Genomic DNA, 24,020 nt, shown 5'->3' with positions numbered 1-24,020 from the left:
TCACCGCCTGCTGATCTTTTCCTGTCAGCAGGCAGATAAATCGGCTGTACTCAGTTTTGTTTAATGTCAGCTTTTTTTTCATTTGTTATTATGTCACTTATTATCAATCCCTCTCTCACGGATGTTATCTAATCAACCATGAAATATATAGTTACTTCCCGTTTTATTAAAAGAGCCACGTTAGGTGTTGTTCTGGCTGCCAGCGTTTCCGCATCTGCCTACGCGGATGATAATTTCAAGACCATGATCCCCGGTGTACCAGAACTGGATTCAGAAGCCTATATTCTGATTGATTACGATTCAGGAAAGGTATTAGCCGAAAAGAATGCAGATATCCGCCGCGATCCCGCAAGTTTGACCAAAATGATGACCAGCTACGTCATTGGTCAGGCCATCAAATCAGGAAAAATCAAACCGGACGATATTGTTACTGTCGGTAAAGATGCCTGGGCAACGGGTAATCCGGTATTTAAAGGCTCGTCCCTGATGTTTTTAAAACCGGGCGATCAAGTTTCTGTCGCTATGCTTTCTCGCGGTATCAATTTGCAATCTGGCAATGATGCCTGTGTTGCTATGGCAGATTATGTCGCAGGCAGCCAAGATGCATTTGTCAGTTTGATGAATCAATATGTACAAAATCTGGGGTTAAAAAACACCCATTTTCAAACCGTTCATGGTTTGGATGCTAACGGTCAATACAGCTCTGCCCATGATATGGCGTTGATTGGTCGGGCACTAATTCGCGATGTGCCAGATGAATACGCTATCTATAAAGAAAAAGACTTTACTTACAACAACATTCATCAGCCTAATCGTAATGGTTTGCTATGGGATAAGAGCCTGAATGTCGATGGCATCAAAACAGGCCATACCAACGGTGCAGGATATAACCTTGTTGCTTCTGCTACCGAAGGCAATATGCGCCTGATTTCTGCGGTGATGGGTAGCCCAACCGCCAAAGGACGTGAAACCGACAGCAAAAAATTACTGACCTGGGGCTTCCGTTTCTTCGAAACGGTTTCACCACTGCAAGTCGGTAAAGAATTTGCCTCAGAGCCAATTTGGTTCGGTGATACTGATAAGGTTCAACTGGGCGTTGACAAAAATGTTTACCTGACTATTCCCCGTGGCCGTTTGAAAGACCTGAAAGCCAGCTATGTATTGAACAATACCGAGCTGCATGCACCGCTTGCTAAAAATCAAGTTGTTGGAACGATCAACTTCCAGCTTGATGGTAAAACCATTGAACAACGTCCATTGGTTGTGATGCAGGAAGTGAAAGAAGGTGGCTTTTTCAGCCGCATGATCGACTATATTCGACTGATGTTTCATCACTGGTTCGGCTGATCTCTTGAAAGCCAGATATTGAGCCTATATTAAATTAGATATCGTTAAAAAATTATCACGCCACGGCAAATCAACCATTATGCACTATTGCCGTGGCAAATATATTTTAGGAGCACCCATGAAAACGAATTTAAATGAACTGCTTGAGTTCCCCTGCTCATTCACTTACAAAGTGATGGGTTTGGCTCAACCAGAGCTGGTGGATCAAGTGATTGAAGTGGTTCAATGCCATGCCCCAGGTGATTATTCTCCAGTCGTGAAACCTAGCAGCAAAGGCAACTACCATTCCGTCTCCATTACTATCAATGCGACACATATTGAGCAAGTGGAAACGCTGTATGAAGAATTAGGTAAGCTGGAGTTGGTTCGCGTTGTGCTGTAATGGTGTAATCACCATTTACTGAAAAACAATGCGCTGACACAGAAATCAGCGCATTGTTAATAAAAAAACAGTTAGTCAGATTCAGGAATGATTATCTCTTGGAGACTTAGCCCAATACGCCATAAAATTAATTAATGTCCGATCCAAATGACGTTCTTGCAGCAAATAACGGCGTAGATTTTTTACAACAGTGGATTCCGCTGCAACCCAACCATAAAAATGGTTGGCCTCATCTCCGCTTTCAGCCTTTTCCCATATTGTGCCATCTGGTGAAACTGTTTCAGTCAGGGGCTGTTTTTCAATCAACGCAGACGTCGGCAAAGTGATATGTTCACGTACTGCCTCAAGCAGACGTTCACCATATCTATATCTTTCTTTAGCTTCACGAGGCAACCAAAATACATTGGCGAATTTAAATTGCGCTATATTAATGCAGTCCCCTGGCTTGGGAACTTCAAAAAATGCCTGTACATCAGGGGGATTCTCATTTAGTGATAATTCCTCAAGGATACCCAATGCCGCGGGTAAAGCCGTCTCATCAGCAATCAGCAACACCTGACGGATCTGTGCTGGTGGCTTCCACTCGCAACCATCAGCCCCATTTATTGAGCCGGCATTGGAATCCACTTTCGGGGCGACAATCTGTAAAGGAGCGCCTGGATTAGCCTGCTTCAACCAATTGGATACCGGCGTATTTTTACCATGTAAAACAAACTCTACATCCATCTCATTATCTTCGATGCGTAGCGCCCTTAATGTGTATGTTCTCATTACAGGACGTTCTTCTTTAGGGATAGACAGGTAGTTATTGTACCAATCTTTCCCCTCTTTTATCTGTAGTGAAGGATTGCTTGCCTGGGGAAATAATAGCTTAATACGTTGATCGGGGGCATGCTGCCGCATTTTATGCACTTCAGAACCTGCGAAAATACAACGCAAAATAGAGGGTGATACCGTGATACGTTCTTTCAAGAATAAGTTAAAAATAGAATAAGTTGAAGACATAATATTATATTAACAAACAGGTTTGTTATTCCCTTGATTGATAAAATATTATACAACTTAGATCAGGCAGTAATTCAAATCAATATAATAATGATAATTATTTTCATAAAGACCATACGGAATGTTCCAAAACGACTGTCAATATTTTCAAATCAGAAACCCCAAAAATGATAATGGGAGAAATTGCCACTCAAAAACGCCAAAATGCTTTTGAACATAAAATCAGTATTGGGTAAATTTCCAATCTTCCCAACAACATAGCTGCACACATCATCCATTTCGCTATAGGATCAAGATCACCAAAACCTTGCGCCGTCGCACCATATCCTATCCCCATGTTATTAATACAAGCAGCCGCAGTGGCAAATGAAGTCATCAAATCATAGCCAAGTAAGTTCAATGCCCAGATAAAGAAACAACTAAAAAAGACATAGAGAAAGAAGAACCCCCAAACAGAGCGCAGAACTCTTTCCTGAACCACAGATTTGCCAATTTTAATCGTCGAAATGGCATTTGGATGAATGAGCTGGTTAACCTCACTCACACTCTGTTTTGCCAGGATCATAAAACGGAGGGCTTTAATGCCTCCACACGTTGAACCCACACAGCCACCAAAAAAACTCACTGCCAGCAACAGCAATATCGTATGGGGAGGCCATTGAGCGTAATCAGAAGTCGCCAAACCATTATCCGTCATCATGGAGCTGGTCATGAAAAAACCGTGAACAAAGGCTTCTGTCACGCCATACATGCCTGAACGGTATAATTCTAACCAGATAATGATCACTATCGCCGCCAGTACCAGCAAGAAAAATTGCAGTTCGGTATTTTTTAGCAACGGTTTTAAGCTTCTGCGCGTCAGGGCAACAAAATAGAGTGTAAAGTTGACTGCTGACAGAACTGAAAAAATGCCTCCTACCATTTCAATGGCTGCACTGTCATAATAGCCAAGACTCTCATTGCGGGTGGAAAATCCCCCCAAAGAAACCGTTGAGATACCATGACAGATAGCATCAAACCATGACATTCCCGCGCCCCAGAAACTGGCCGAACAAAGCCCACCCAGCAACAAATAAACTACCCACAAACTCTTGGCACTGTCCGCAAGCCGTGGAGTCAACCGCTCTTCTTTGAAAGGGCCCGGCATTTCTGATTGATACAATTTGGCACCACCAATACCCAATAAAGGCAAGATGGCAACAGCAAGGACAATGACACCCAAGCCACCAATAAAATTGAGCTGAGCGCGATAATAAAGTACGGACTTAGGCAGGGCTGAGACATCATTCAATACCGTAGCTCCGGTGGTTGTAATGCCAGATATCCCTTCAAACATTGCATCTACCAGATTAATGTTTAAACTTTTATCGAGTACAAAAGGCAACGCACTGAGCAATGAGAATAACAACCAGAAAAGTACGATGATAAGAAATCCATCTTGCGTACTCGGCTGCGCCTTGATTTTACGGGTAAAGTACCAGCCTATTCCACCTGTAACCAAGCCAATGACAAATGTCTCAAAAAAAGCAAAAGCACTTTTCTCTTTATAAAACAGAGCCACAAAAGTCGGTATCAGCATTGAGAGGCTATAAAGGAGCACCAGAAAACTACAAAGATGCCCAACAATCAGAAATTGGTTTTTTTTGACCATTTGTTAGCTCAAAAGGGGATTAAAAGGGAAATCATCAAAACATATAACTATGATAATATAAAATAAAAATATATTCGTCTAATTAACAATATTATTGTATTACGGCATTCTCAAACTGGTGGGAATCATCTTACAGCGTTATACTGGCGGGCACTTTTTGTTAATGAATGATGAAATTTCCATTGCAACATAACACCGTTATTTTACGCCAGCTAGGCATTCAGCCCTACGAGCCGGTTTCTGATGCCATGCACCAGTTCACCGAACAACGTACAGCGGAAACACCTGATGAAATCTGGCTTGTCCAACACGAAAAAGTATTTACGCAAGGTCAGGCTGGCAAAGCTGAGCATATACTTGCACCGGGTGATATCCCTGTCGTCCAGTCAGATAGGGGGGGACAGATCACTTATCATGGCCCCGGACAGCAGGTCATGTATGTTTTGATTGATTTGAAACGGTCAAAAATTGGGGTGCGTCAATTGGTCACTGCAATCGAAAATACCGTAATCGAAACGTTAGCTCATTTTGGCGTGGAATCCTCTGCCCGCCCAGATGCCCCTGGAGTTTATGTCGCAGGTAACAAAATATGTTCCCTTGGATTGCGTATCCGAAAAGGTTGCTCTTTCCATGGTCTGGCACTGAATATTGCAATGGACTTGCAACCATTTTTACGCATAAATCCTTGTGGTTACGCAGGAATGCAAATGATACAACTCAGTGATTTCGTCACCGGAGTGACCGTTGAAGATGTACAACCCGTTCTGGTGGAGAAATTCTGTCAGATCTTGGGATTCCAACTCATCGATGAAAGATGATATAATTTTTTAACATTTTTCAAAAAAATTTGAATGGATTTATTTGCCTCGATATTTTTCTCATCACCATCAGGCAGTAAATCAAAATCTGAAGAATATAACTGGAACCAGCACGATTATGAGTAAACCAATTCAGATGGAACGTGGTGTTAAATACCGCGACGCAGACAAGATGGCTTTGATCCCTGTGAAGACAATCGCCACAGAACGTGAAGTACTCTTGCGTAAACCTGAGTGGATGAAAATCAAACTTCCTGCGGATTCCAGCCGCATTCAGGGTATCAAAGCGGCAATGCGCAAAAATGGGTTGCATTCTGTCTGTGAAGAAGCTTCCTGCCCTAACCTCGCTGAGTGTTTTAACCACGGAACCGCCACTTTTATGATCCTTGGCGCCATCTGTACTCGTCGCTGTCCATTCTGTGACGTAGCCCATGGTCGCCCAAATGCACCTGATGCCAATGAACCTATCAAGCTCGCACAGACTATCCAGGATATGGGGCTGCGCTATGTCGTTATTACATCTGTTGACCGTGACGATTTGCGTGATGGTGGTGCACAACATTTTGCTGACTGTATCACGGCTATTCGTGAAAAAAGTCCATCAATTAGGATTGAAACTTTAGTACCAGATTTCCGCGGTCGTATGGATCGTGCGCTGGAAATTCTGACGGCAACTCCTCCTGATGTGTTCAATCACAATTTGGAAAACGTGCCACGGGTTTATCGTCAGGTTCGTCCCGGTGCCAACTATGACTGGTCATTGAAATTGCTGGAAAAATTCAAAGAAGCACATCCAGATATCCCGACTAAATCAGGCTTAATGGTGGGATTAGGTGAAACCAACGAAGAAATTTTAGAAGTCATGCGTGATTTGCGTAGCCACGGTGTCACCATGCTGACATTAGGGCAATATTTACAACCGAGCCGCCATCACCTGCCAGTGCAGCGTTATGTCAGCCCCGCTGAATTCGATGAAATGAAAGAAGCCGCGTTAGAAATGGGCTTTACCCATGCTGCCTGTGGCCCGTTTGTTCGCTCTTCGTACCATGCTGACTTGCAGGCCAAAGGCATAGAAATCAAATAATCTGTCGCCACCATCATGATGAATATCATATTTGCTGTATTTATTGGTGGTGGCCTGGGTAGCGTATTACGCTGGGTCATCAGCCTCCGCTTGAACACGCCTTCTTCCCCGATTGCCGTTGGTACGCTGACGGCTAATTGTGTTGGTGCATTTATCATTGGAGTGGGTTTGGCCTATTTTAACAAAGCCACACATCTCGATCCGGTTTGGAAGCTAATGCTAACGACGGGGTTTTGCGGTGGGCTAACGACCTTTTCTACCTTTTCTGCTGAAGTGGTTTATTTATTGCAAGCAGGAAAAATAAGTTGGGCACTGTTCAGCATTTTGGCGAATGTGATCGCTTCATTGTTGATGACAGCATTTGCTTTTGCGGTAATAAACAAAAATCTTATAACTATCTAAAAGCTAATAAGATAAAAAAACCCGTTATCAAAACGGGTTTTCAGAATACGGGATTCGAAATTAGATTGCGACAACGTTTGCAGCAGATGGACCTTTCGCACCCTCAGTAATTTCAAACTCTACTTTTTGGCCTTCAGCCAGAGTTTTGAATCCGCCAGACTGAATGGCGGAAAAGTGTACAAAAACATCTTTACTACCATCTTCTGGAGTGATAAAACCAAATCCTTTGGATTCATTAAACCACTTAACGTTACCTTTAATTTTTGACATTAAAACTTACCTTTAATAAAAAAGACACGGACTCTGTGTCACGTACAGTACAACAAATAATATAGTCCACTGTCTGCAACATAGATCACGAAACATATAACCGAATGCAAAAAAACACACTTTTTGCTTAATTACATTGATTGATTTTATACGCCAATGGTGATTTCACAAATAAATTAGCGTTTTATTTTAATTCTGTTTACTTTTCACCTTTCTATTCTTTTCATGATCAAGTAGCCACTTTTTGATATCCAGCCCACCGGTATAGCCCACCAATTTACCATCATGCCCAATCACCCGATGGCAAGGCACAATTAATGACAGAGGGTTGCGTGAATTCGCCATACCGACTGCACGACAATAATTTACCGATCCCAATGTTAGTGCCAATTGTTTATAACTCCACATTTCGCCATAAGGAATTTTACAAAGTTGCTGCCAAACACGCTGTTGGAATTCAGTTCCCTGCATACTTAAAGGAACGGTAAACGTTAGTCGTTTCCCTTTAAAATATTCCTGCAACTCTTTCGCGCACTGCTTGGTTATCACACTCTTCGATTCTAATGCTTTCTTTTCATTGACGAAATAGATACTGGTTACTCCTTCATCGTCCGCAGTGATATACACATAAGGCTTGGGAAATCCTTCTGGAGTATTCAGGTAATGATGATACATAAACTACCTCCATTTAATTTATTATTAAAAATTTCAGTACTAGCCTAAATCTCTCATTCATCAATTTGCAATGATGAATTCGGTTACACATCTGACAATTTGATAAAGAAATCATCGCGCCCTCTGACAATTAAAATTATGGCTCTGCCAATAAGTTATGACATTTTATTTTTAATGCCACCGATTTAAAAAAGAACAAAATACCACATATAGATAAAACAATTAAATTAAACTCTACATATAGTATAACTTTCATAATTAAATTATCTCAATATAATACAGATATATTATTTTTTATTATTATTAAATAATATAGCATCCAGAAATTTTACTAGAAGTATTACCATTTATGGCAAACACAGTGACATGTCATTGACCGATTCCAAGTTAGAAAACGGCAATCGAGAACGAGTTCACCTAAAAGCCAATTCACCTAAAAGAGATACACTACACTGTTGCCAATCAACTCAATGGTGAGAAAAAGCCAGTTATACCCAAGTATTAACCGCGTTCACTCACAAACGGTGTGAAGATCATCTTCGAGTCACCCAACCCTCTGGTTCTTTTTTGCAATGAATGACTATTTCCTATCCCCGGAGGGGTGAAATAATGAATCAGGCACAATGGATTTAAATTCCATATCTATTAGCATGCTGTTTAATATAAAAACTCATTAACAAATAATCTGCACATATTCAAAGCATAGAAAATATATAAAATAAATATCGCATACTGAATTTCAATTCCACACCATGCGGTTAATCAATGATAAAAAACAATAAATATACATGAAACATGCTATTGTTATAGCAATATTTATACATCGCAAAACTCGATTTCAAACCTGCAAAATAGGCTTATATTTACTAATCAAAAAAATATATTGTGATGGCAATTTAAACCCATCAATTTTTCATGAGCTTTTCCATGATTAGAATATGCGTCATCAGGCACTTCAAAAACAAGCATAAAAAACCAAAAAAGTTATAAAAATCAATAAAAAACCAGAAAAAAATTAAATCCCCCCATGATGATGACTTTTTTGTTTTCTGAAAAAATCATTTACCCAGTTGAATTTCATTAAATTAATGCTCAGAAATTTACTTTACCACCCCAATATTATGTCATGGTAAAACATAACCTTTTATTAATGATGTTAAATAAAGGGTTGTCAGTACATTTTAATATGTTAGGGTATATGTTGGTAAAAATATCAGCGGAGTAATTAAACGCAATATATCATCAACAACAGGAAAATATTATTCCATGACTGTTAAACTTGAAGTTAAGAATCTCTATAAAATATTTGGCAATAATCCTGAGCTGGCATTTAAGTTATTAGCGTCTGGTCTCAGCAAAGAACAAATACTTGAAAAAACAGGTCTCACCGTCGGTGTTCAAGATGTCAATCTGGCCATTGAAGAAGGCGAAATATTTGTGATTATGGGATTATCTGGTTCAGGTAAATCCACACTAGTACGTCTTCTCAATCGTCTGATAGAGCCTACCAAAGGCCATGTACTTATTGACGGCAAAGATATTTCCATCATCACAGAAACTCAGCTACGGAATGTTCGCCGCAGCAAGATCAGCATGGTCTTCCAGTCATTTGCACTCATGCCACATTTGAACATTTTGGAGAATACGGCGTTTGGTATGGAGCTTGCTGGCGTCCCCAAAGAAGAGCGTCATCAAAAAGCGCTTGAAACGCTACAACAAGTCAATCTCGAAAGCTATGCTCTATCCTATCCCGATGAACTTTCCGGCGGTATGCAGCAACGTATTGGGTTAGCCAGGGCTTTAGCCAACAATCCCGATATTCTGTTAATGGATGAAGCCTTCTCAGCCCTCGATCCTTTGATCCGTGCCGAAATGCAAGATGAATTACTGCGCTTACAAGGGGAGCATCAACGTACTGTTGTTTTTATTTCCCACGATTTAGATGAAGCCATGCGTGTCGGTGATCGCATTGCCATCATGCAGGACGGTATTGTTGTTCAGGTCGGCACGCCTGATGAGATTATGAATAGCCCTGCTAATGATTATGTCAAAACATTCTTTCGTGGCGTGGATGTTGGACATGTCTTCTCAGCCAAAGACATTGCCCGCCGTCGGCCAGAAACATTGCTGCATACCGCGGCAGGTTTTGGTCCCCGCTCTGCATTGAAAGTGCTGGATAATGAAGACAGAAACTATGGCTATTTAATCGAAAAAGGCCAAAAGTTTATTGGCGTGGTATCTGTTAATTCCCTGCAACGGGCATTGGCAGAAAAAAAACCCATTGAACATGCCATATTGGAAAAACCAACCGCCGTTTCAGCAGATATTCCGCTGAACGAATTGATATCCACTGTCGCGCAATCTCCCTGCGCTGTTCCTGTCACAGATGACAATAGTCGTTATTTAGGTGTCATTTCCAAAGGAATATTGCTACAGGCCTTAGATAAGGAGGCGCCCAATGGACAATAACTCTCCACAGATAGTCACGGATCCCAGCAACAGCAGTGATCCCTGGATGGACAGTGGCACCGCTGTTCCTTCATCAAACCACGATTGGCTGAATACTTCTGCAACCAATATTCCTCCAGAGCACTTTAATTTCATGTCACCTTTTCAGCATAAGCTCATTCCGTTTGACTCATGGGTGACCAATATTATTGATTGGGTTGTCGTTCACTTCCGGCCTGTTTTTCAAGTCATCCGCGTTCCAATCGATTTTGTCCTTAGTGGTTTTGAACAGTTTCTGATGACATTGCCCCCTCCTATCACCATTTTGTTTTTTGCATTAGTGGCCTGGCAAGTTGCGGGGGCAGGAATAGGCGTGATTTCTTTAATTTCGCTGATCATGATCGGTGCAATTGGGGTATGGTCAGAAGCTATGATAACCTTGGCTCTGGTGCTAACTGCCCTCCTGTTCTGCCTTATCATTGGGCTTCCTCTTGGGATCGGATTGGCTCGCAATGAACGGTTAGCCAAAATTGTTCGCCCCTTACTGGATGCCATGCAAACCACCCCAGCTTTCGTTTATCTCGTTCCCATCGTAATGCTGTTTGGCATAGGTAATGTACCCGGCGTCATCGTCACCATCATTTTTGCGTTACCTCCCATTATCCGCCTGACCATTTTGGGAATAAAACAAGTGCCATCAGATTTAATTGAGGCCGCCAGATCATTTGGGGCGAGCCCACGGCAGATGCTGTTCAAAGTCCAACTGCCGTTGGCGATGCCTACAATCATGGCGGGGGTAAATCAAACATTGATGTTAGCACTTTCTATGGTCGTTATCGCTTCCATGATTGCGGTTGGCGGCTTGGGGCTGATGGTATTGCGCGGTATTGGCCGTCTTGATATAGGATTAGCAGCCATTGGCGGGACAGGAATTGTCATTCTTGCCATTATCCTTGATCGCCTGACTCAATCCTTGGGCAAAAATCATCGAACCAGAGGGGGGCACTGGTATCACTCTGGGCCAATAGGATTACTGCGCCTGCTTTTTCTCTCAATTCGCTCAATTAAGAAAAAAACCGCTCATCAAAATCATGCCGGTCAAAATAATACAGCCAAAACAATATCCGACCTGGCAACAAAAGGAGGAAACAGCCATGCGCATAATCACCGTATGCAAAGAGATCATGAATAAGAGGATAATTTTCGCAGCACTTCTCATGATATTTATGAGTCTTTTATTATCCTCAATAGCATCTGCCACTGACCTTCCCGGCAAAGGTATCAGTGTACAACCGCTACAAAGTACAATCAGTGAAGAAACATTTCAGACTTTGATTGTCTGCAAGGCCTTGGAAAAACTTGGCTATGACGTCAAACCGATCAAAGAAGTGGATTATAACGTCGCTTACACTTCGATTGCTTCTGGTGATGCCACATTTATGGCCGTCAATTGGGTACCGCTCCATGATGCCCCATACAAAGCTGCCGGAGGAGATAACATCTTCTATCGCAAGGGAAGTTATGTTGTCAATGCGGCTCAAGGGTATCTTATTGATAAAAAAACCGCAGAAAAATATCACATCACCAATATCGCTCAATTAGAAGATTCTCAACTTGCCAAACTGTTTGATAGTAATGGAAATGGAAAAGCAGATTTGACAGGCTGTAACCCTGGATGGGGGTGTGAAAGAGCGATCAATCACCACATAACTGCTTATGGATTGAAAAATACCGTGGAGCAAAACCAAGGCAATTATGCGGCTATGATGGCTGACACTATTGCCCGTTATCGGGCAGGTAAACCTATCCTCTATTATACCTGGACACCTTACTGGGTGAGTGATGTACTGAAACCCGGAAAAGATGTCATCTGGCTTCAAGTCCCCTTCTCTGCTATCGGTGAGGGAGAAACCCTCAATACCCAGTTGCCTAATGGCCGTAACTATGGCTTCCCACCCAGTACCATGCATATCGTGGCAAACAAAGCGTGGGCAGAAAAGAACCCTGCGGCGGCGAAACTTTTTGCTGTTATGACCTTACCTATTGCTGACATCAGTGCTCAAAATCAGCTCATGCATAACACTAAAATTTCCGAGGCTGATATTGAACGTCAGGCTGAAGAGTGGATCAAAACACATCGGAAAACGGTAGATGGTTGGCTAAAAGCAGCCAGAAAAGCCGCTCACAAAGCATAAATTAACCTTCCTTCATTCTGCACCTGGATAGCCGTGAAGACATTAATAAAACTCACGACTATCCAGCACACACTCTTCTATCATTATCAACTCCTTTATTCCCAATGATATTATTTAAATAATTTATATATTTTATATTTTCACTTTCATCATATTTTGTTAATGTTGTTTTATCTGTTAACAAAAAAATAAAATACTCCATGTCAATGTCTGATAAGTCTGTACCTGATATACCAATATCTGATACATCAGAATCTGAGAATCCTCTGCCAAGCAAGGCTTCTTCATTTAAAGACGGTATTTGGGATAGTCTCCCAATCGCCATTGGCTATATTCCCGTCTCTTTTGCATTTGGCTTAAGCGCGACTAAACTAGGGTTTACCCCCGTAGAAGCCATATTTTTTTCCTGTGTCATTTATGCGGGCGCCAGCCAGTTTGTCATCACGGCTTTGCTCAGTGCAGGAATGTCATTGTGGTTTTCTGCGCTAACTGTCATGGCAATGGATATCCGCCATATTTTGTATGGCCCTGCCTTACGTTATCGCATCAAACAAAAATTATCGGAAAAGAAAACTGTGATTTGGGCATTTGGCCTGACTGATGAAGTTTTTGCCGCAGCAACAACCAAATTAATTAAAGACCAACGGAGTTGGAGTGAAAACTGGATGGTTGCCATTGCAATATGTTCCTGGCTCTCTTGGGTGCTGGGTACTGTAGCTGGGGCCATATTGGGTAATGGTTATTTAAGTTCTTATCCAGCTATTGAAGCTGCCATGATATTTATGCTGCCGGCGCTATTCTTAAGTTTTTTGTTAGCATCTTTCAAAAAACAAAATACCTACTGTGTTATCGCTGCTTTATTAGGTGCATTAATGGGAATCACATTTTTTTCAATTCCTATCGCCATTCTTGCGGGGATCGTGAGTGGATGTTTAGCCGCACTTCTGCAAACTAAAAATGCATGATTAGAACCTTACATAATTAACTCATTATATGATTGATAATAAAATACTTCTTATCGGATTCATTGTAGGCGCTGCCAACTTTTTATTCCGCTATCTTCCTCTGCGGCTGGGTGTCAATCGCTCACCGACAGAAAAAAAAGGAAAAATGGGCGTCATACTCGACAGCATTGGTATTGCATCAATTTGCTCACTCCTTATCGTCTCAAGTATTCCTGACGTCATGAAGGAACACAGCAAATTTTTTCCGACTTTAATTGGCTACCTAACTATTTGTCTGTTTTTCTATAAAACTCGAAGCATCATTATTTCAACACTGTCTGGTGCCGTAGTTTTTGGAATAATATTCAAAGTATTTATGAATTAGGTATCAATATTAAAAGAAATATGATGATAATAAATAACTATAATTGCTAAATTTAACTTTTAATATAGTATTTGTATGGTTTTTAACAAAAGTTACTTTACCGGTTGAAACTAATAAGGTATCTAAACAATGGAAAGTTCATTCACTCCCACAGAAGAGTTACTTAATTGCCGTGTAGCACAGCAAAAAAGTTTACCCTATCAAGAGATATTACTAACTCGCTTATCCATGCATGTCCAAAGTAGACTTCTGGAAAATCGCAACAACATGCTGAAAGCACAAGGAATCAATGAAACCTTGTTTATGGCTCTGATGATTCTGGATACCAAAGAAAGCCGTAGCATTCAGCCATCAGAACTTAGTGCTGCATTGGGTTCTTCCCGTACAAATGCAACCCGAATTGCAGATGAATTAGAAAAGCAGGGCTGGATAGAGAGAAAGGAGAGCCATAATGATCGTCGTTGCCTCCATCTTCATCTCACAGAAAAAGGTTCGATTTTCTTGAACAGTTTACTTCCACCACAGCATGAATGCCTGGTTAAGCTTTGGTCTATCCTGGACTCAGAGGAGAAAAAGCAGTTAGAAAAATTGATGAGAAAAATTTTGGGGCAACTAGATAGTGTGGGAGATTGTTTAAGTCAGTGATTGCCCTTCTTCTGGATGGTTTTGAACCAAGAAAACATGTTATAGCAACATGATCTAAAAAAACTTTTCTACTAGCCTGTATCATCAGATACTTCGTATGGCTAATTATTATCTTCAGATAATACTTAAATCCATATCGTTCGTCTCTTCCAGTAGTGTAAGCGCACACTACTGGAAACGTGTTTCGTCCTGTCGGGGCCACACATTAATAATAAGTCAAAAACAAATATGGGGACTCTCCATGAGTATTAGTGAGAAAACATCACTTCCTTCTACCGAAAAACCCTCTCCTGAAAAGGTGAAAACAAAAAATAGTGCTAAAAAACAGAAACGCCGCCGTATCATTACGTTATTGACGTTTTTTTTCCTTCTGCTTGGGGCTGGCTATACTGTTTACTGGTTTCTCACTTTACGTCACCACCAAGAAACTGATAATGCCTATGTTACAGGTAATCAGATACAAATCATGTCTCAAATTGCGGGTAGTGTTGTGACGGTCAATTTTGATAATACTGATTTTGTGCAAAGTGGTCAGCCTCTCATCCAGCTCGATCCCCGTGATGCCGAATTAGCTTTAGAAAGAGCTAAAAATGAATTAGCCAATACTGTCCGAATCACCCATCAACACCTGATCGACAGTAAAAGATATCAAGCCATCATTGAGCTGAAAAAAATTGCGCTTAGAAAAGCCCAACATGATCTTAAGCGACGAGAAATATTGGGAACTCAGGATTTAATTGGCAAAGAAGAATTGCAACATATGCGCGAAGCTGTCTCTGCTGCCCAAGCTGATCTGGATGTCGCAATCGCTCAATATAAAAGTAATCAGGCCATTATTCTGGATACTCCGCTGGAAAAACAGCCAGCTATCGAAAAAGCAGCCTCTGGCGTCCGTGATGCCTGGCTCACCTTACAGAGAACCAATATTGTCAGCCCTGTTGATGGTTATGTCGCTCGTCGTAGCGTTCAGGTCGGTTCCCGTATTAATTCAGGAACACCTTTGATGGCAATTGTGCCTGCCAACAATATGTGGATTGAGGCCAATTTCAAAGAAACCCAACTGGCAAATATGCGGATTGGTCAGCCAGCAACAATCATCAGCGATTTCTATGGTGACGATATTGTCTATACCGGCAAGGTTACCGGTATCGATATGGGAACTGGTAGCGCCTTTTCCCTATTACCAGCGCAAAATGCCAGCGGAAACTGGATTAAAGTCGTACAACGCTTGCCTGTCCGTATTGAACTTGATCCTGAACAATTAAAACAACATCCCTTGCGGATTGGGTTATCAACAAAAGTTACCGTGGATACAGCGAACACCGATGGAACTGTACTGGCAACCACCGAACGTACTCTTCCGGCCTATCAGACCAATGCCTTGACGATAGATATGGCTCCTGCAAACAAAATAGTTACTGACATTATTAATAGTAATGCAGGCAATCAAATTTAAGGGGGGTTCATGGTGACAAGAGAACCGCTTACAGGTGCAAAACTCGCCCTTTTGACCATGACTCTTTCAATGGCGACGTTCATGCTTGTTCTCGACTCTACTATTGCCAACGTCGCCATACCGACGATTGCTGGTAATCTGGGTGCGTCAAGCTCACAGGGAACATGGGTGATTACCTCCTTCGGTGTCGCAAACGCAATTTCCATTCCAATTACCGGTTGGCTAGCGAAACGCTTTGGTGAAGTCAAATTGTTCCTCTGGTCTACCGCAATTTTTACTCTTTCATCTTGGCTGTGTGGTCTTTCCAACAGCCTTGGCATGTTAATTTTCTTCCGTGTTATGCAAGGAGTGGCCGCGGGTCCCGTACTTCCTCTTTGTCAAAGTTTGTTGCTAAATAACTACCCACCAGCGAAACGAAACATGGCATTGGCGCTATGGTCGATAATGATTGTTGTTGCCCCCATTTGTGGGCCTATTCTTGGTGGCTATATCAGTGATAACTACCACTGGGGATGGATCTTTTACATCAATATCCCCCTTGGCATTGCCATTATCTTTATCATCATGCAACTATTGCGTGACCGAGAAACAAAAACAGAAATCCGCCCCATCGATATTATTGGGCTGTTTTTGTTGGTGATTGGTATAGGCAGTTTGCAAATTATGCTTGACCAGGGCAAGGAACTTGATTGGTTTAATTCCACCGAGATTATTATTCTTACTATTACTGCTATTATCGCGCTTATTTTTTTGATCATATGGGAATTAACTGATGATCATCCGATAATCGATCTCTCCCTGTTCAAGCTACGCAACTTTTCTATTGGTACGCTGAGTATTAGTCTCGGCTTCATGATGTATTTCGGTTCAATTGTTTTATTGCCACAGCTATTGCAAGAAGTTTACGGCTATACTGCAACTTGGGCGGGCTTTGCGGCCGCACCGATAGGATTGCTTCCACTGTTATTGTCCCCCGTTATTGGCAAGTTTGGTCATAAGATAGATATGCGCTATATCGTGACATTTAGTTTCATCACTTATGCTATTTGCTTCTATTGGCGGGCATATACCTTTGAACCGGACATGGATTTTGCTGCTACAGCATGGCCACAGTTTGTTCAGGGGCTTGCCATGGCATGTTTCTTTATGCCGTTGACAACCATTACATTATCAGGCCTAGCGCCAGAACGAATGGCTTCAGCTTCCAGCTTGTCAAATTTTACCCGTATATTGTCTGGTTCAATCGGGACATCCCTCACAACCACAATATGGACACAACGTGAGTCGATGCACCACTCGAACCTTACGGAATACATCAACCCATATAACCCTAATTATCAGCAAATACATCAGCAATTAACTCAATTAGGCATGAATGATGAACAAATCTCCGCTTATCTGGCAAAACAGATCACTCATCAAGGATTAATTATCTCTGCCAATGAGATCTTTTGGCTTTCAGCAAGTATATTCCTTGTTTTGACATTATTGATCTGGCTGGCAAAACCGCCTTTTTCTGCCGGAGGTAAAGACCACGGAGGAGCGCATTAAACTTGTTACATTGAACCTGGTGAGCTTAACTTAATAGATAAAGGAATAAGGCTCTGACTATTTAGTCAGAGCCTTATTAACAATGAAAAATTAAACCTTATTCTGACGCCACCATTCCGCCAGCATAATACCTGTTGCAACAGAAACATTCAGGCTTTCTACTCGACCCGTTCCACCAATAGAAAGACGAATGTCACCATCTTCCCAAATGCTGTCACTTAATCCGTCACTTTCCTGTCCCAATACCAAAACCATTTTTTCTGGTAATGTTGCTTGTGTCAGTGTTGTACTACTTTTATGACTTGATGTGGTCACAATTGTGTAACCTTGGTTGCGAAATTTATTCAGCGTAGCCGTGAATCCATCCGCATCAATGCCTTTGATGTGTTCAGCGCCCCCTTCTGCTGTACGAACAGCCGCACCGGATTCCAGCATCGCTGTATCCTGTAAAATCATACCTTGCACGCCAAAATGCGCACAACTACGCATAATTGCACCAAGATTATGTGGATTACCTACATTTTCCAATGCCAGCACACAATCTTTTGCTGGTGCCTGCTGCAAATAGGTTTCCGCATCCAAGCCATTACGCTTCTTAATCAAAAAACATACGCCACCGTGGTGTTCTGTACCTGATGCTTTGGAAAGTTCTTCGTCGTCAACGACATGATAAGCTTTGCGATTTGCCGCCATCCATTTCAATGCATTGCGAAAACGCGGCGTGACCGATTGAACAAACCAGGCCCGAACAATCGCATCGGGACGGTTCTGGAACATTGCCTGACAAGCATTTTCCCCATAGATGCGGGTTTCTTCCAAACGCTGACGACGAAGCTGTTCAGGATCAATGTTGCTTTTACCGCTAATACCTTGATGCTCTGGCTCAAGAAATTCACTCTCTGGACGGGAGACCGTTCTCCACGGAGAACGATCACCTAAGCGCTCTGGGCGTTCACTGCCACGACGGCGGTCACCCTGATCACGCCCTTTACCAAACGGACGGTTATCACTCTTACGACTGTCACTGTTTTTACGGCGATCTCCGCCTTTACGGTTATCGTTACTGTCCTCATTATTGCGGACATACATTACTTTGACTTTGCCGTTCTTACCACTATAGGAATCGTTCATTTATTTCTCCAACTGCGTTATGGCGCGAAGATTACCCGATGTACGCGCCCGAAGCTACCTCTGGTAACGACAATCCATTAAAATATCCGCTAATTTTTTACTGATTTTATCCACGAACATGTTTGAGTTCTTAAATGAGAAATAACAACGCCGTTTATCAGCTTCGCCAACGTCGGCTTGCCCGCTCTACTCGCCCTTTTCTGGCAAGGGGATGCCGAGTGCAGCGTTGCCTGCATTGTTTATTACCCCAAAAAAAATGTCTGTGTGAAATGATTTCATCTGCAAATGCAGAAAGCCGCTTCTGTCTCATCATGTTCGATACTGAACCTATGAAACCCAGTAATACGGGAAAGTTGATTGCAGATATTCTGCCCGATACGATGGCTTTTCTCTGGTCTAGAACAGAGCCTGATCAACAACTGCTTAAAGTATTACGTGATCCAACCCGACAACCCTATCTGATCTTCCCAGACAGTTATGCTATGCCTCCTCGTACGGTATATCAGAAACTCCCTGCTAACCAAAAACCACCGCTGTTCATTATATTGGATGGCACGTGGCCAGAAGCAAGAAAAATGTTTCGCAAAAGCCCATATTTGGATGATATTCCCCTATTGTCTATTAATAATATTGCCAAAATGGACTATTTACTTCGGATACCCTCCAGAACAGAACAACATTGTACTGCCGAAGTCGCGGCTGCGGCACTAGAATTGGCAGGAGATATTAAAGCGTCACAGTCATTATTGAACCATTTCAATCATTTTCGTGAACAATATCTGGCAGGAAAGTCTAACCATCTGTAGGGATAATTCACAGTAATGCTTGACAATCCGCGCTAAAGTGACTGATGGTGGCTAAAGTTATTCATAGTAATTGTTTAATCAACAGTGATTGTTATTGATGTGATAACTGATAAGGAACTCCAGAAATGAGCCAGCGCGGACTTGAAGCATTGTTACGCCCTAAATCCATCGCCGTTATTGGTGCTTCTGAAAAGCCAGAAAAAGCCAGTTCAGTGTTGATGCGAAATTTGTTAATGGGTGGATTTACAGGGCCTATTCTCCCCGTAACACCAAACAAAAACGCCGTTCTGGGTGTGTTAGCCTACCCTTCTATCGATAAATTACCACTCTCTCCTGATTTGGCTGTGATCTGTACTCATCACAGTCGCAATTTGTCTTTACTAGAGCAACTGGCTCAACACGGATGCAAAACCGTCATCATTTTATCCTCCCCGCCATCACAATTTACTGAATTGAAACAGTGCAGCCAAAAACATCATCTTCGAATTCTGGGACCAAATAGTCTTGGCATCTTAGCTCCCTGGAGCGGGCTAAATGCCAGTTTTTCCCCAATCCCTATCCTTAAAGGTAAACTGGCTTTTATTTCACAATCAGCAGCAATATCTAACACAATTTTGGACTGGGCCAATCACCGTAGTATTGGTTTTTCGTATTTTATTGCTTTAGGTGACAGTGTTGATATTGATATTGATGACTTACTCGACTTTTTAGCCAGAGACAGTAAAACCAGCGCCATTTTGTTGCATCTCGAACATATTAGTGATGCACGCCGTTTTCTTTCTGCTTCCCGCAGTGCTTCACGCAATAAACCTATTCTAATCGTGAAAAGTGGCCGTACCCGACAAGTTCAGAAATTACTAGGAGAACAACAAAATTTCGATGCTGCTTATGATGCAGCCATTCAACGTGCCGGATTACTGCGTGTACAAGATACACATGAAATGTTCTCCGCAGTGGAAACATTAAGTTTTATGCGGCCATTGCGCGGAGAACGTTTATTAATCGTCAGTAATGGTGCAGCACCAGCAGCAATGGCGTTGGATGAACTAGTCAGGAGAACTGGCAAGCTCGCTATATTAGGTAAGGAAACGATCAATGGATTGTCTGGTATACTTCCAGACACACTGCTTTTACGTAATCCATTGGATATCGGTGATGACTCCTCCACCGAACGATATATTGCTACGCTCAAGTTACTTTTGGATAATCATGATCATGATGCCTTATTGTTAATCCACTCTCCTAGTGCCATATCCCACAGCCAAACTACAGCGGTACGGGTTATACAAACCATTAAAGAGCATCCCCGTGGAAAATGGCTCACTATTTTCACTAATTGGTGCGGAGAATATTCTTCGTTGGCAGCACGACGCCTGTTCAGTGAGGCAGGTATTCCGACTTATCGGACGCCAGAAGGTGCCATTACCGCCTTTATGCATATGGTGGAATACCAACGAAACCAAAAACAATTAAAAGAAACCCCCTCCTTACCTATTGGCATCACATCGAATACGGCTAGAGCCCATGAATGTATACAGAAAGCGCTTAATAACGGGAATATCCAACTGGATACCCATGAAGTACAACCTATTCTCGATGCTTATGGTTTAAATACTTTACCGACTTGGATCGCCCATACCAGTGATGATGCGGTCAATATTGCAGAAAAAATTGGCTATCCAGTGGCATTAAAACTCCGCTCCCCTGATATTCCACATAAATCAGAAGTTCAGGGCGTGATGCTTTATTTGCGCAATGCTGATGAAGTTAAGGCCGCCACACAAGCGATTATTGAACGTGTTAAACAAAACTTTCCGCAAGCCAGGATCCATGGATTATTAGTACAAAGTATGGCTAATCGGGCTGGTACACAAGAGCTGAGAATTGCTATTGAACAAGACGAAATATTTGGTCCTTTAATCATGCTAGGCGAGGGAGATATCGATTGGATACATGAAACTCAGGCGGCTGTCGCTCTTCCTCCCCTTAATATGGCATTAGCCCGTTATCTGGTTATTCAGGCAATTAAGAGCGGCAAAATAAAATCGGGTGGTTCACTTTTGCCGCTAGATATTCTTGCTCTCAGCCAGTTATTGGTCAGAGTCTCTAATCTTCTGATCGATTGCCCTCAAATTATTCGTCTGAATATCCATCCACTGCTTGCATCAGGCGATGAGTTTACTCTGTTGGATGTAACAATGGAGTTAGTGCCAGTAACAGGTGATCCCCGTAATCGATTGGCTATCCGACCTTATCCTAATGAACTGGAAGAAACCATCTATACCAAAGATGATTTTGAATGCTTGCTACGACCAATCTTGCCAGAAGATGAACCTTTACTGAAAGCATTTATCGACCAGGTAACAAAGGAAGATCTTTATTACCGCTATTTCAGTGAAATTAACGAGTTTACCCATGATGATCTCGCCAATATGACCCAAATTGACTACGACCGAGAAATGGCATTTGTGGCAGTCCGCCACCCGACAACAACACCTGAAATTATTGGTGTCGCTCGTGCTATGGCTGATCCCGATAATATCGAAGCTGAATTTGCGATATTAGTTCGATCAGATATGAAGGGGGTTACGTTAGGTTATCAGCTTATGACTAAACTGATTAACTATACAAGAGAACATGGTATTCAGGCATTAACAGCCATCACTATGCCTGAAAATCGTAATATGATCCAACTTGCGAAAAAACTTGGGTTTACCATTGATCTACAGTTAGAAGACGGTATTGTTAATCTTATGTTGAAACTCTAGCAAAAAAATCAATTCAATATGCATCTCGTGATGAGTGATAAAAAATGCTCACTCCGTGATAGATCGCACAGTCTTAAAGCAATCAGCTCAAGAGAGTTAATTCATACTCACAATAGACCAAACTAATGGTATCATCGCCAGATCATTTTGATTCATACACCTTATGATGGATTAATTCCATCTAGACTAAGAGAAAAACGCACTGTGATGTTGTCCAAATTTAAACAAGCAAAACACCAACAACACCTTGCACAACTGCCTAAGCTACCGCAATCAGTTGCTGACATTGAGACACTTTATGAATCTAAAGTATTTCGCAGCACCTTATTAGGACATATAAAAAATGCCCAAAAGCATATTTATATCGCCGCATTATATTTAGAAAACGATGATGCAGGGCGAGATATTCTGACTGCATTATATGAAGCCAAACAAAAACGCCCTGCGCTGGATATAAAAATTCTAGTCGATTGGCATCGTGCCCAGCGTGGCCGTATTGGTGCGGAAGCTGCGGCAACAAATGCAGATTGGTACTGTTCTATAGCTGAAAGCTACCCTGATGTCAATATTTCCATTCTGGGTGTTCCAGTGAATACACGTGAAGCACTGGGGGTTTTACATCTGAAAGGCTTTATCTTCGATGATACGGTTATTTACAGCGGAGCCAGTATTAATGATGTCTATCTGCACCGCCATGAAAAATATCGTTACGATCGTTATCATTTGCTGCACAATGCAAAACTTGCCTCGGTCATGAAGCAATTTATCGATGACAGTATTATTAGTGCAGAAGCCGTAAAAGATCTCGCTTGCTACAATCGCCCTCGTAGCCTTGAAATTAAAAATTTGATCCGCCAATTTCGTGCTTCATTAAGAAATGCCGAATACCACGTTGAAAATCAGGCATCAAATGAAGAATTGGCAGTAACCCCCCTGGTAGGATTAGGCAAAAAGAATCTGCTAAACAAAACAATTTGTCATCTTATGTCTTGCACTGAAAACAAGCTGGTTATCTGTACACCTTATTTCAATTTACCCGCAGTGTTGGTACGTGCAATATCTCGCCTGCTCCGCCAAGGCAAGCAAGTTGAGATTATCATTGGAGACAAAACAGCCAATGATTTTTATATTCCACCAGAGGAACCATTTAAGATCATTGGTGCATTGCCTTATCTGTACGAAATTAACCTGCGTAGATTTACTAGTCGGCTGCAAAAGTTTATCGATAGCCAGCAATTGACTATCCGGTTATGGGAAGATCAAAATAATACTTATCACTTAAAAGGGATCTGGGTTGATAATAAATGGCAATTAATTACTGGTAATAACCTTAATCCTCGCGCATGGGGATTAGATCTGGAAAATGCCATTCTTATTCACGATCCCCACCAAGAGATGAATGAGCAACGTGCAATGGAATTGGATTGCATTCGCACTCATACAAAGGTTATTCACAGTTATCAGGAATTAGAAAGTATTCAGCTCTATCCTGTTAAGGTACGCAAGCTGATACGACGCTTGCGTCGTATTCGAGTGGACCGATTAATCAGTAGAATACTGTAGAATAGATAAATAATTATCGTTTTTTTGAATCCCCTCTCGCTATTGCCTGAGGGGTTTTTTTATCTTATTTATCAAACGGCTATGATTTAAAAAATAAATCATGGCATGAATTACGATGAAAAAAACATCATCACTCTGATACGAAATATATTAATAATTTTTCCTATCCTATTGAACACTTCTTGTTCCAAGATACGTCAGGTAAATGACAACTGGAAAGGAAAAGATAAAATACAACATTTTTTATTTTCTGCAATTGTAGCTGCCGCGGGTAGCCCAAACGCAAAAAAGCCATCCGGTGACGGATGGCTTCTCTGACTGATTGAATGTCTGGCAGTTCCCTACTCTCGCATGGGGAGACCCCACACTACCATCGGCGCTACGGCGTTTCACTGCTGAGTTCGGCATGGGGTCAGGTGGGACCACCGCGCTCTTGCCGCCAGACAAATCCTGTTTTCAATCCCGAACAAGCTGTTTTCTCTCTCTGAAACTTT

21 protein-coding genes and 1 rRNA gene are annotated in these 24,020 nt (G+C 41.9%); 16 read left to right on the top strand and 6 right to left on the bottom strand.

All coding sequences use genetic code 11. The features are described 5' to 3' along the window. Positions 1 to 138 precede the first annotated feature (138 nt). Together dacA and ybeD are read left to right on the top strand one after the other, a co-directional pair. The gene (gene dacA / locus Xedl_RS39650; protein WP_074022336.1) at positions 139 to 1,347 is read left to right on the top strand and encodes a D-alanyl-D-alanine carboxypeptidase DacA; all 1,209 of its coding nucleotides are present in this window, start codon (positions 139 to 141) and stop codon (positions 1,345 to 1,347) included. A 118-nt stretch (positions 1,348 to 1,465) separates the two neighbouring features. Next, positions 1,466 to 1,729, top strand: coding sequence for a DUF493 family protein YbeD (gene ybeD / locus Xedl_RS39645; protein WP_074022335.1), 264 nt, complete (start codon positions 1,466 to 1,468; stop codon positions 1,727 to 1,729). 81 nt (positions 1,730 to 1,810) lie between these two features. On the opposite strand, the gene Xedl_RS39640 is transcribed toward ybeD, so the two are convergent. Further along, positions 1,811 to 2,734 (bottom strand): siderophore-interacting protein, encoded by a 924-nt coding sequence (locus tag Xedl_RS39640; RefSeq protein ID WP_074022334.1) that lies wholly within the window; start codon positions 2,732 to 2,734, stop codon positions 1,811 to 1,813. Positions 2,735 to 2,924: 190 nt separating this feature from the next. Continuing rightward, on the bottom strand, positions 2,925 to 4,385 hold the full coding sequence (locus tag Xedl_RS39635; protein ID WP_074022333.1) for a TrkH family potassium uptake protein: 1,461 nt from the start codon (positions 4,383 to 4,385) through the stop codon (positions 2,925 to 2,927). A gap of 170 nt (positions 4,386 to 4,555) precedes the next feature. Between Xedl_RS39635 and lipB the strand changes: the two genes are divergently transcribed. From lipB to crcB, 3 genes are all read left to right on the top strand, one after another. Continuing rightward, a complete protein-coding gene (gene lipB, locus Xedl_RS39630; RefSeq protein WP_208605020.1) occupies positions 4,556 to 5,203 on the top strand; it encodes a lipoyl(octanoyl) transferase LipB in 648 nt (215 codons plus the stop codon). Positions 5,204 to 5,321: 118 nt separating this feature from the next. Next, positions 5,322 to 6,287, top strand: a complete 966-nt coding sequence (gene lipA / locus Xedl_RS39625) for a lipoyl synthase (RefSeq protein ID WP_074022332.1) — start codon at positions 5,322 to 5,324, stop codon at positions 6,285 to 6,287. Positions 6,288 to 6,302: 15 nt separating this feature from the next. Continuing rightward, positions 6,303 to 6,689 carry a fluoride efflux transporter CrcB gene (gene crcB, locus Xedl_RS39620; RefSeq protein WP_074022331.1) on the top strand — a complete coding sequence of 129 codons (387 nt, stop codon included), beginning with the start codon at positions 6,303 to 6,305 and terminating at the stop codon, positions 6,687 to 6,689. A gap of 60 nt (positions 6,690 to 6,749) precedes the next feature. Here the strand turns inward: crcB and cspE are convergent, their stop codons facing one another. Together cspE and Xedl_RS39610 are read right to left on the bottom strand one after the other, a co-directional pair. Then, positions 6,750 to 6,959 (bottom strand): transcription antiterminator/RNA stability regulator CspE, encoded by a 210-nt coding sequence (gene cspE, locus Xedl_RS39615; protein WP_074022330.1) that lies wholly within the window; start codon positions 6,957 to 6,959, stop codon positions 6,750 to 6,752. 189 nt (positions 6,960 to 7,148) lie between these two features. After that, entirely contained in the window at positions 7,149 to 7,634 is a 486-nt protein-coding gene (locus Xedl_RS39610; protein ID WP_074022329.1) for a methylated-DNA--[protein]-cysteine S-methyltransferase, read from the bottom strand. A 1,266-nt stretch (positions 7,635 to 8,900) separates the two neighbouring features. Between Xedl_RS39610 and proV the strand changes: the two genes are divergently transcribed. From proV to emrB, 8 genes are all read left to right on the top strand, one after another. Continuing rightward, positions 8,901 to 10,103 carry a glycine betaine/L-proline ABC transporter ATP-binding protein ProV gene (proV, locus tag Xedl_RS39605; RefSeq protein ID WP_074022328.1) on the top strand — a complete coding sequence of 401 codons (1,203 nt, stop codon included), beginning with the start codon at positions 8,901 to 8,903 and terminating at the stop codon, positions 10,101 to 10,103. Continuing rightward, a complete protein-coding gene (gene proW, locus Xedl_RS39600; protein ID WP_083600253.1) occupies positions 10,093 to 11,274 on the top strand; it encodes a glycine betaine/L-proline ABC transporter permease ProW in 1,182 nt (393 codons plus the stop codon). The genes proV and proW overlap by 11 nt, the downstream gene beginning before the upstream one ends. Further along, entirely contained in the window at positions 11,267 to 12,277 is a 1,011-nt protein-coding gene (proX, locus tag Xedl_RS39595) for a glycine betaine/L-proline ABC transporter substrate-binding protein ProX (RefSeq protein WP_074022578.1), read from the top strand. Before proW ends, proX begins: the two co-directional genes overlap by 8 nt. A 200-nt stretch (positions 12,278 to 12,477) precedes the next feature. Then, the gene (locus tag Xedl_RS39590) at positions 12,478 to 13,242 is read left to right on the top strand and encodes an AzlC family ABC transporter permease (protein ID WP_083600252.1); all 765 of its coding nucleotides are present in this window, start codon (positions 12,478 to 12,480) and stop codon (positions 13,240 to 13,242) included. A 28-nt stretch (positions 13,243 to 13,270) separates the two neighbouring features. Beyond that, complete coding sequence (gene ygaH / locus Xedl_RS39585; RefSeq protein WP_074022327.1) at positions 13,271 to 13,606, top strand: L-valine transporter subunit YgaH; 336 nt, start codon at positions 13,271 to 13,273, stop codon at positions 13,604 to 13,606. A 129-nt stretch (positions 13,607 to 13,735) separates the two neighbouring features. Next, positions 13,736 to 14,251 carry a transcriptional repressor MprA gene (gene mprA, locus Xedl_RS39580; protein WP_074022326.1) on the top strand — a complete coding sequence of 172 codons (516 nt, stop codon included), beginning with the start codon at positions 13,736 to 13,738 and terminating at the stop codon, positions 14,249 to 14,251. A 241-nt stretch (positions 14,252 to 14,492) separates the two neighbouring features. Continuing rightward, positions 14,493 to 15,707 (top strand): multidrug efflux MFS transporter periplasmic adaptor subunit EmrA, encoded by a 1,215-nt coding sequence (gene emrA, locus Xedl_RS39575; protein ID WP_074022325.1) that lies wholly within the window; start codon positions 14,493 to 14,495, stop codon positions 15,705 to 15,707. Between the two features lie 9 nt (positions 15,708 to 15,716). After that, on the top strand, positions 15,717 to 17,258 hold the full coding sequence (gene emrB, locus Xedl_RS39570; protein ID WP_074022324.1) for a multidrug efflux MFS transporter permease subunit EmrB: 1,542 nt from the start codon (positions 15,717 to 15,719) through the stop codon (positions 17,256 to 17,258). 90 nt (positions 17,259 to 17,348) lie between these two features. Here the strand turns inward: emrB and Xedl_RS39565 are convergent, their stop codons facing one another. After that, positions 17,349 to 18,389 (bottom strand): tRNA/rRNA methyltransferase, encoded by a 1,041-nt coding sequence (locus tag Xedl_RS39565; RefSeq protein WP_074022323.1) that lies wholly within the window; start codon positions 18,387 to 18,389, stop codon positions 17,349 to 17,351. Between the two features lie 134 nt (positions 18,390 to 18,523). Here Xedl_RS39565 and Xedl_RS39560 point away from each other — a divergent pair, with 134 nt between their 5' ends. From Xedl_RS39560 to pssA, 3 genes are all read left to right on the top strand, one after another. After that, positions 18,524 to 19,195 carry a tRNA-uridine aminocarboxypropyltransferase gene (locus Xedl_RS39560; protein ID WP_074022322.1) on the top strand — a complete coding sequence of 224 codons (672 nt, stop codon included), beginning with the start codon at positions 18,524 to 18,526 and terminating at the stop codon, positions 19,193 to 19,195. Between the two features lie 125 nt (positions 19,196 to 19,320). Then, positions 19,321 to 21,963 (top strand): bifunctional acetate--CoA ligase family protein/GNAT family N-acetyltransferase, encoded by a 2,643-nt coding sequence (locus Xedl_RS39555; protein WP_074022321.1) that lies wholly within the window; start codon positions 19,321 to 19,323, stop codon positions 21,961 to 21,963. 204 nt (positions 21,964 to 22,167) lie between these two features. Beyond that, complete coding sequence (pssA, locus tag Xedl_RS39550; protein ID WP_074022320.1) at positions 22,168 to 23,526, top strand: CDP-diacylglycerol--serine O-phosphatidyltransferase; 1,359 nt, start codon at positions 22,168 to 22,170, stop codon at positions 23,524 to 23,526. 328 nt (positions 23,527 to 23,854) lie between these two features. Here pssA and rrf read toward each other — a convergent pair. Beyond that, positions 23,855 to 23,970, bottom strand: a 5S ribosomal RNA gene (gene rrf / locus Xedl_RS39545). Positions 23,971 to 24,020 lie beyond the last annotated feature (50 nt).

Source organism: Xenorhabdus eapokensis, from assembly GCF_001908105.1.
This window is presented reverse-complemented; position numbering and strand designations above follow the sequence as displayed.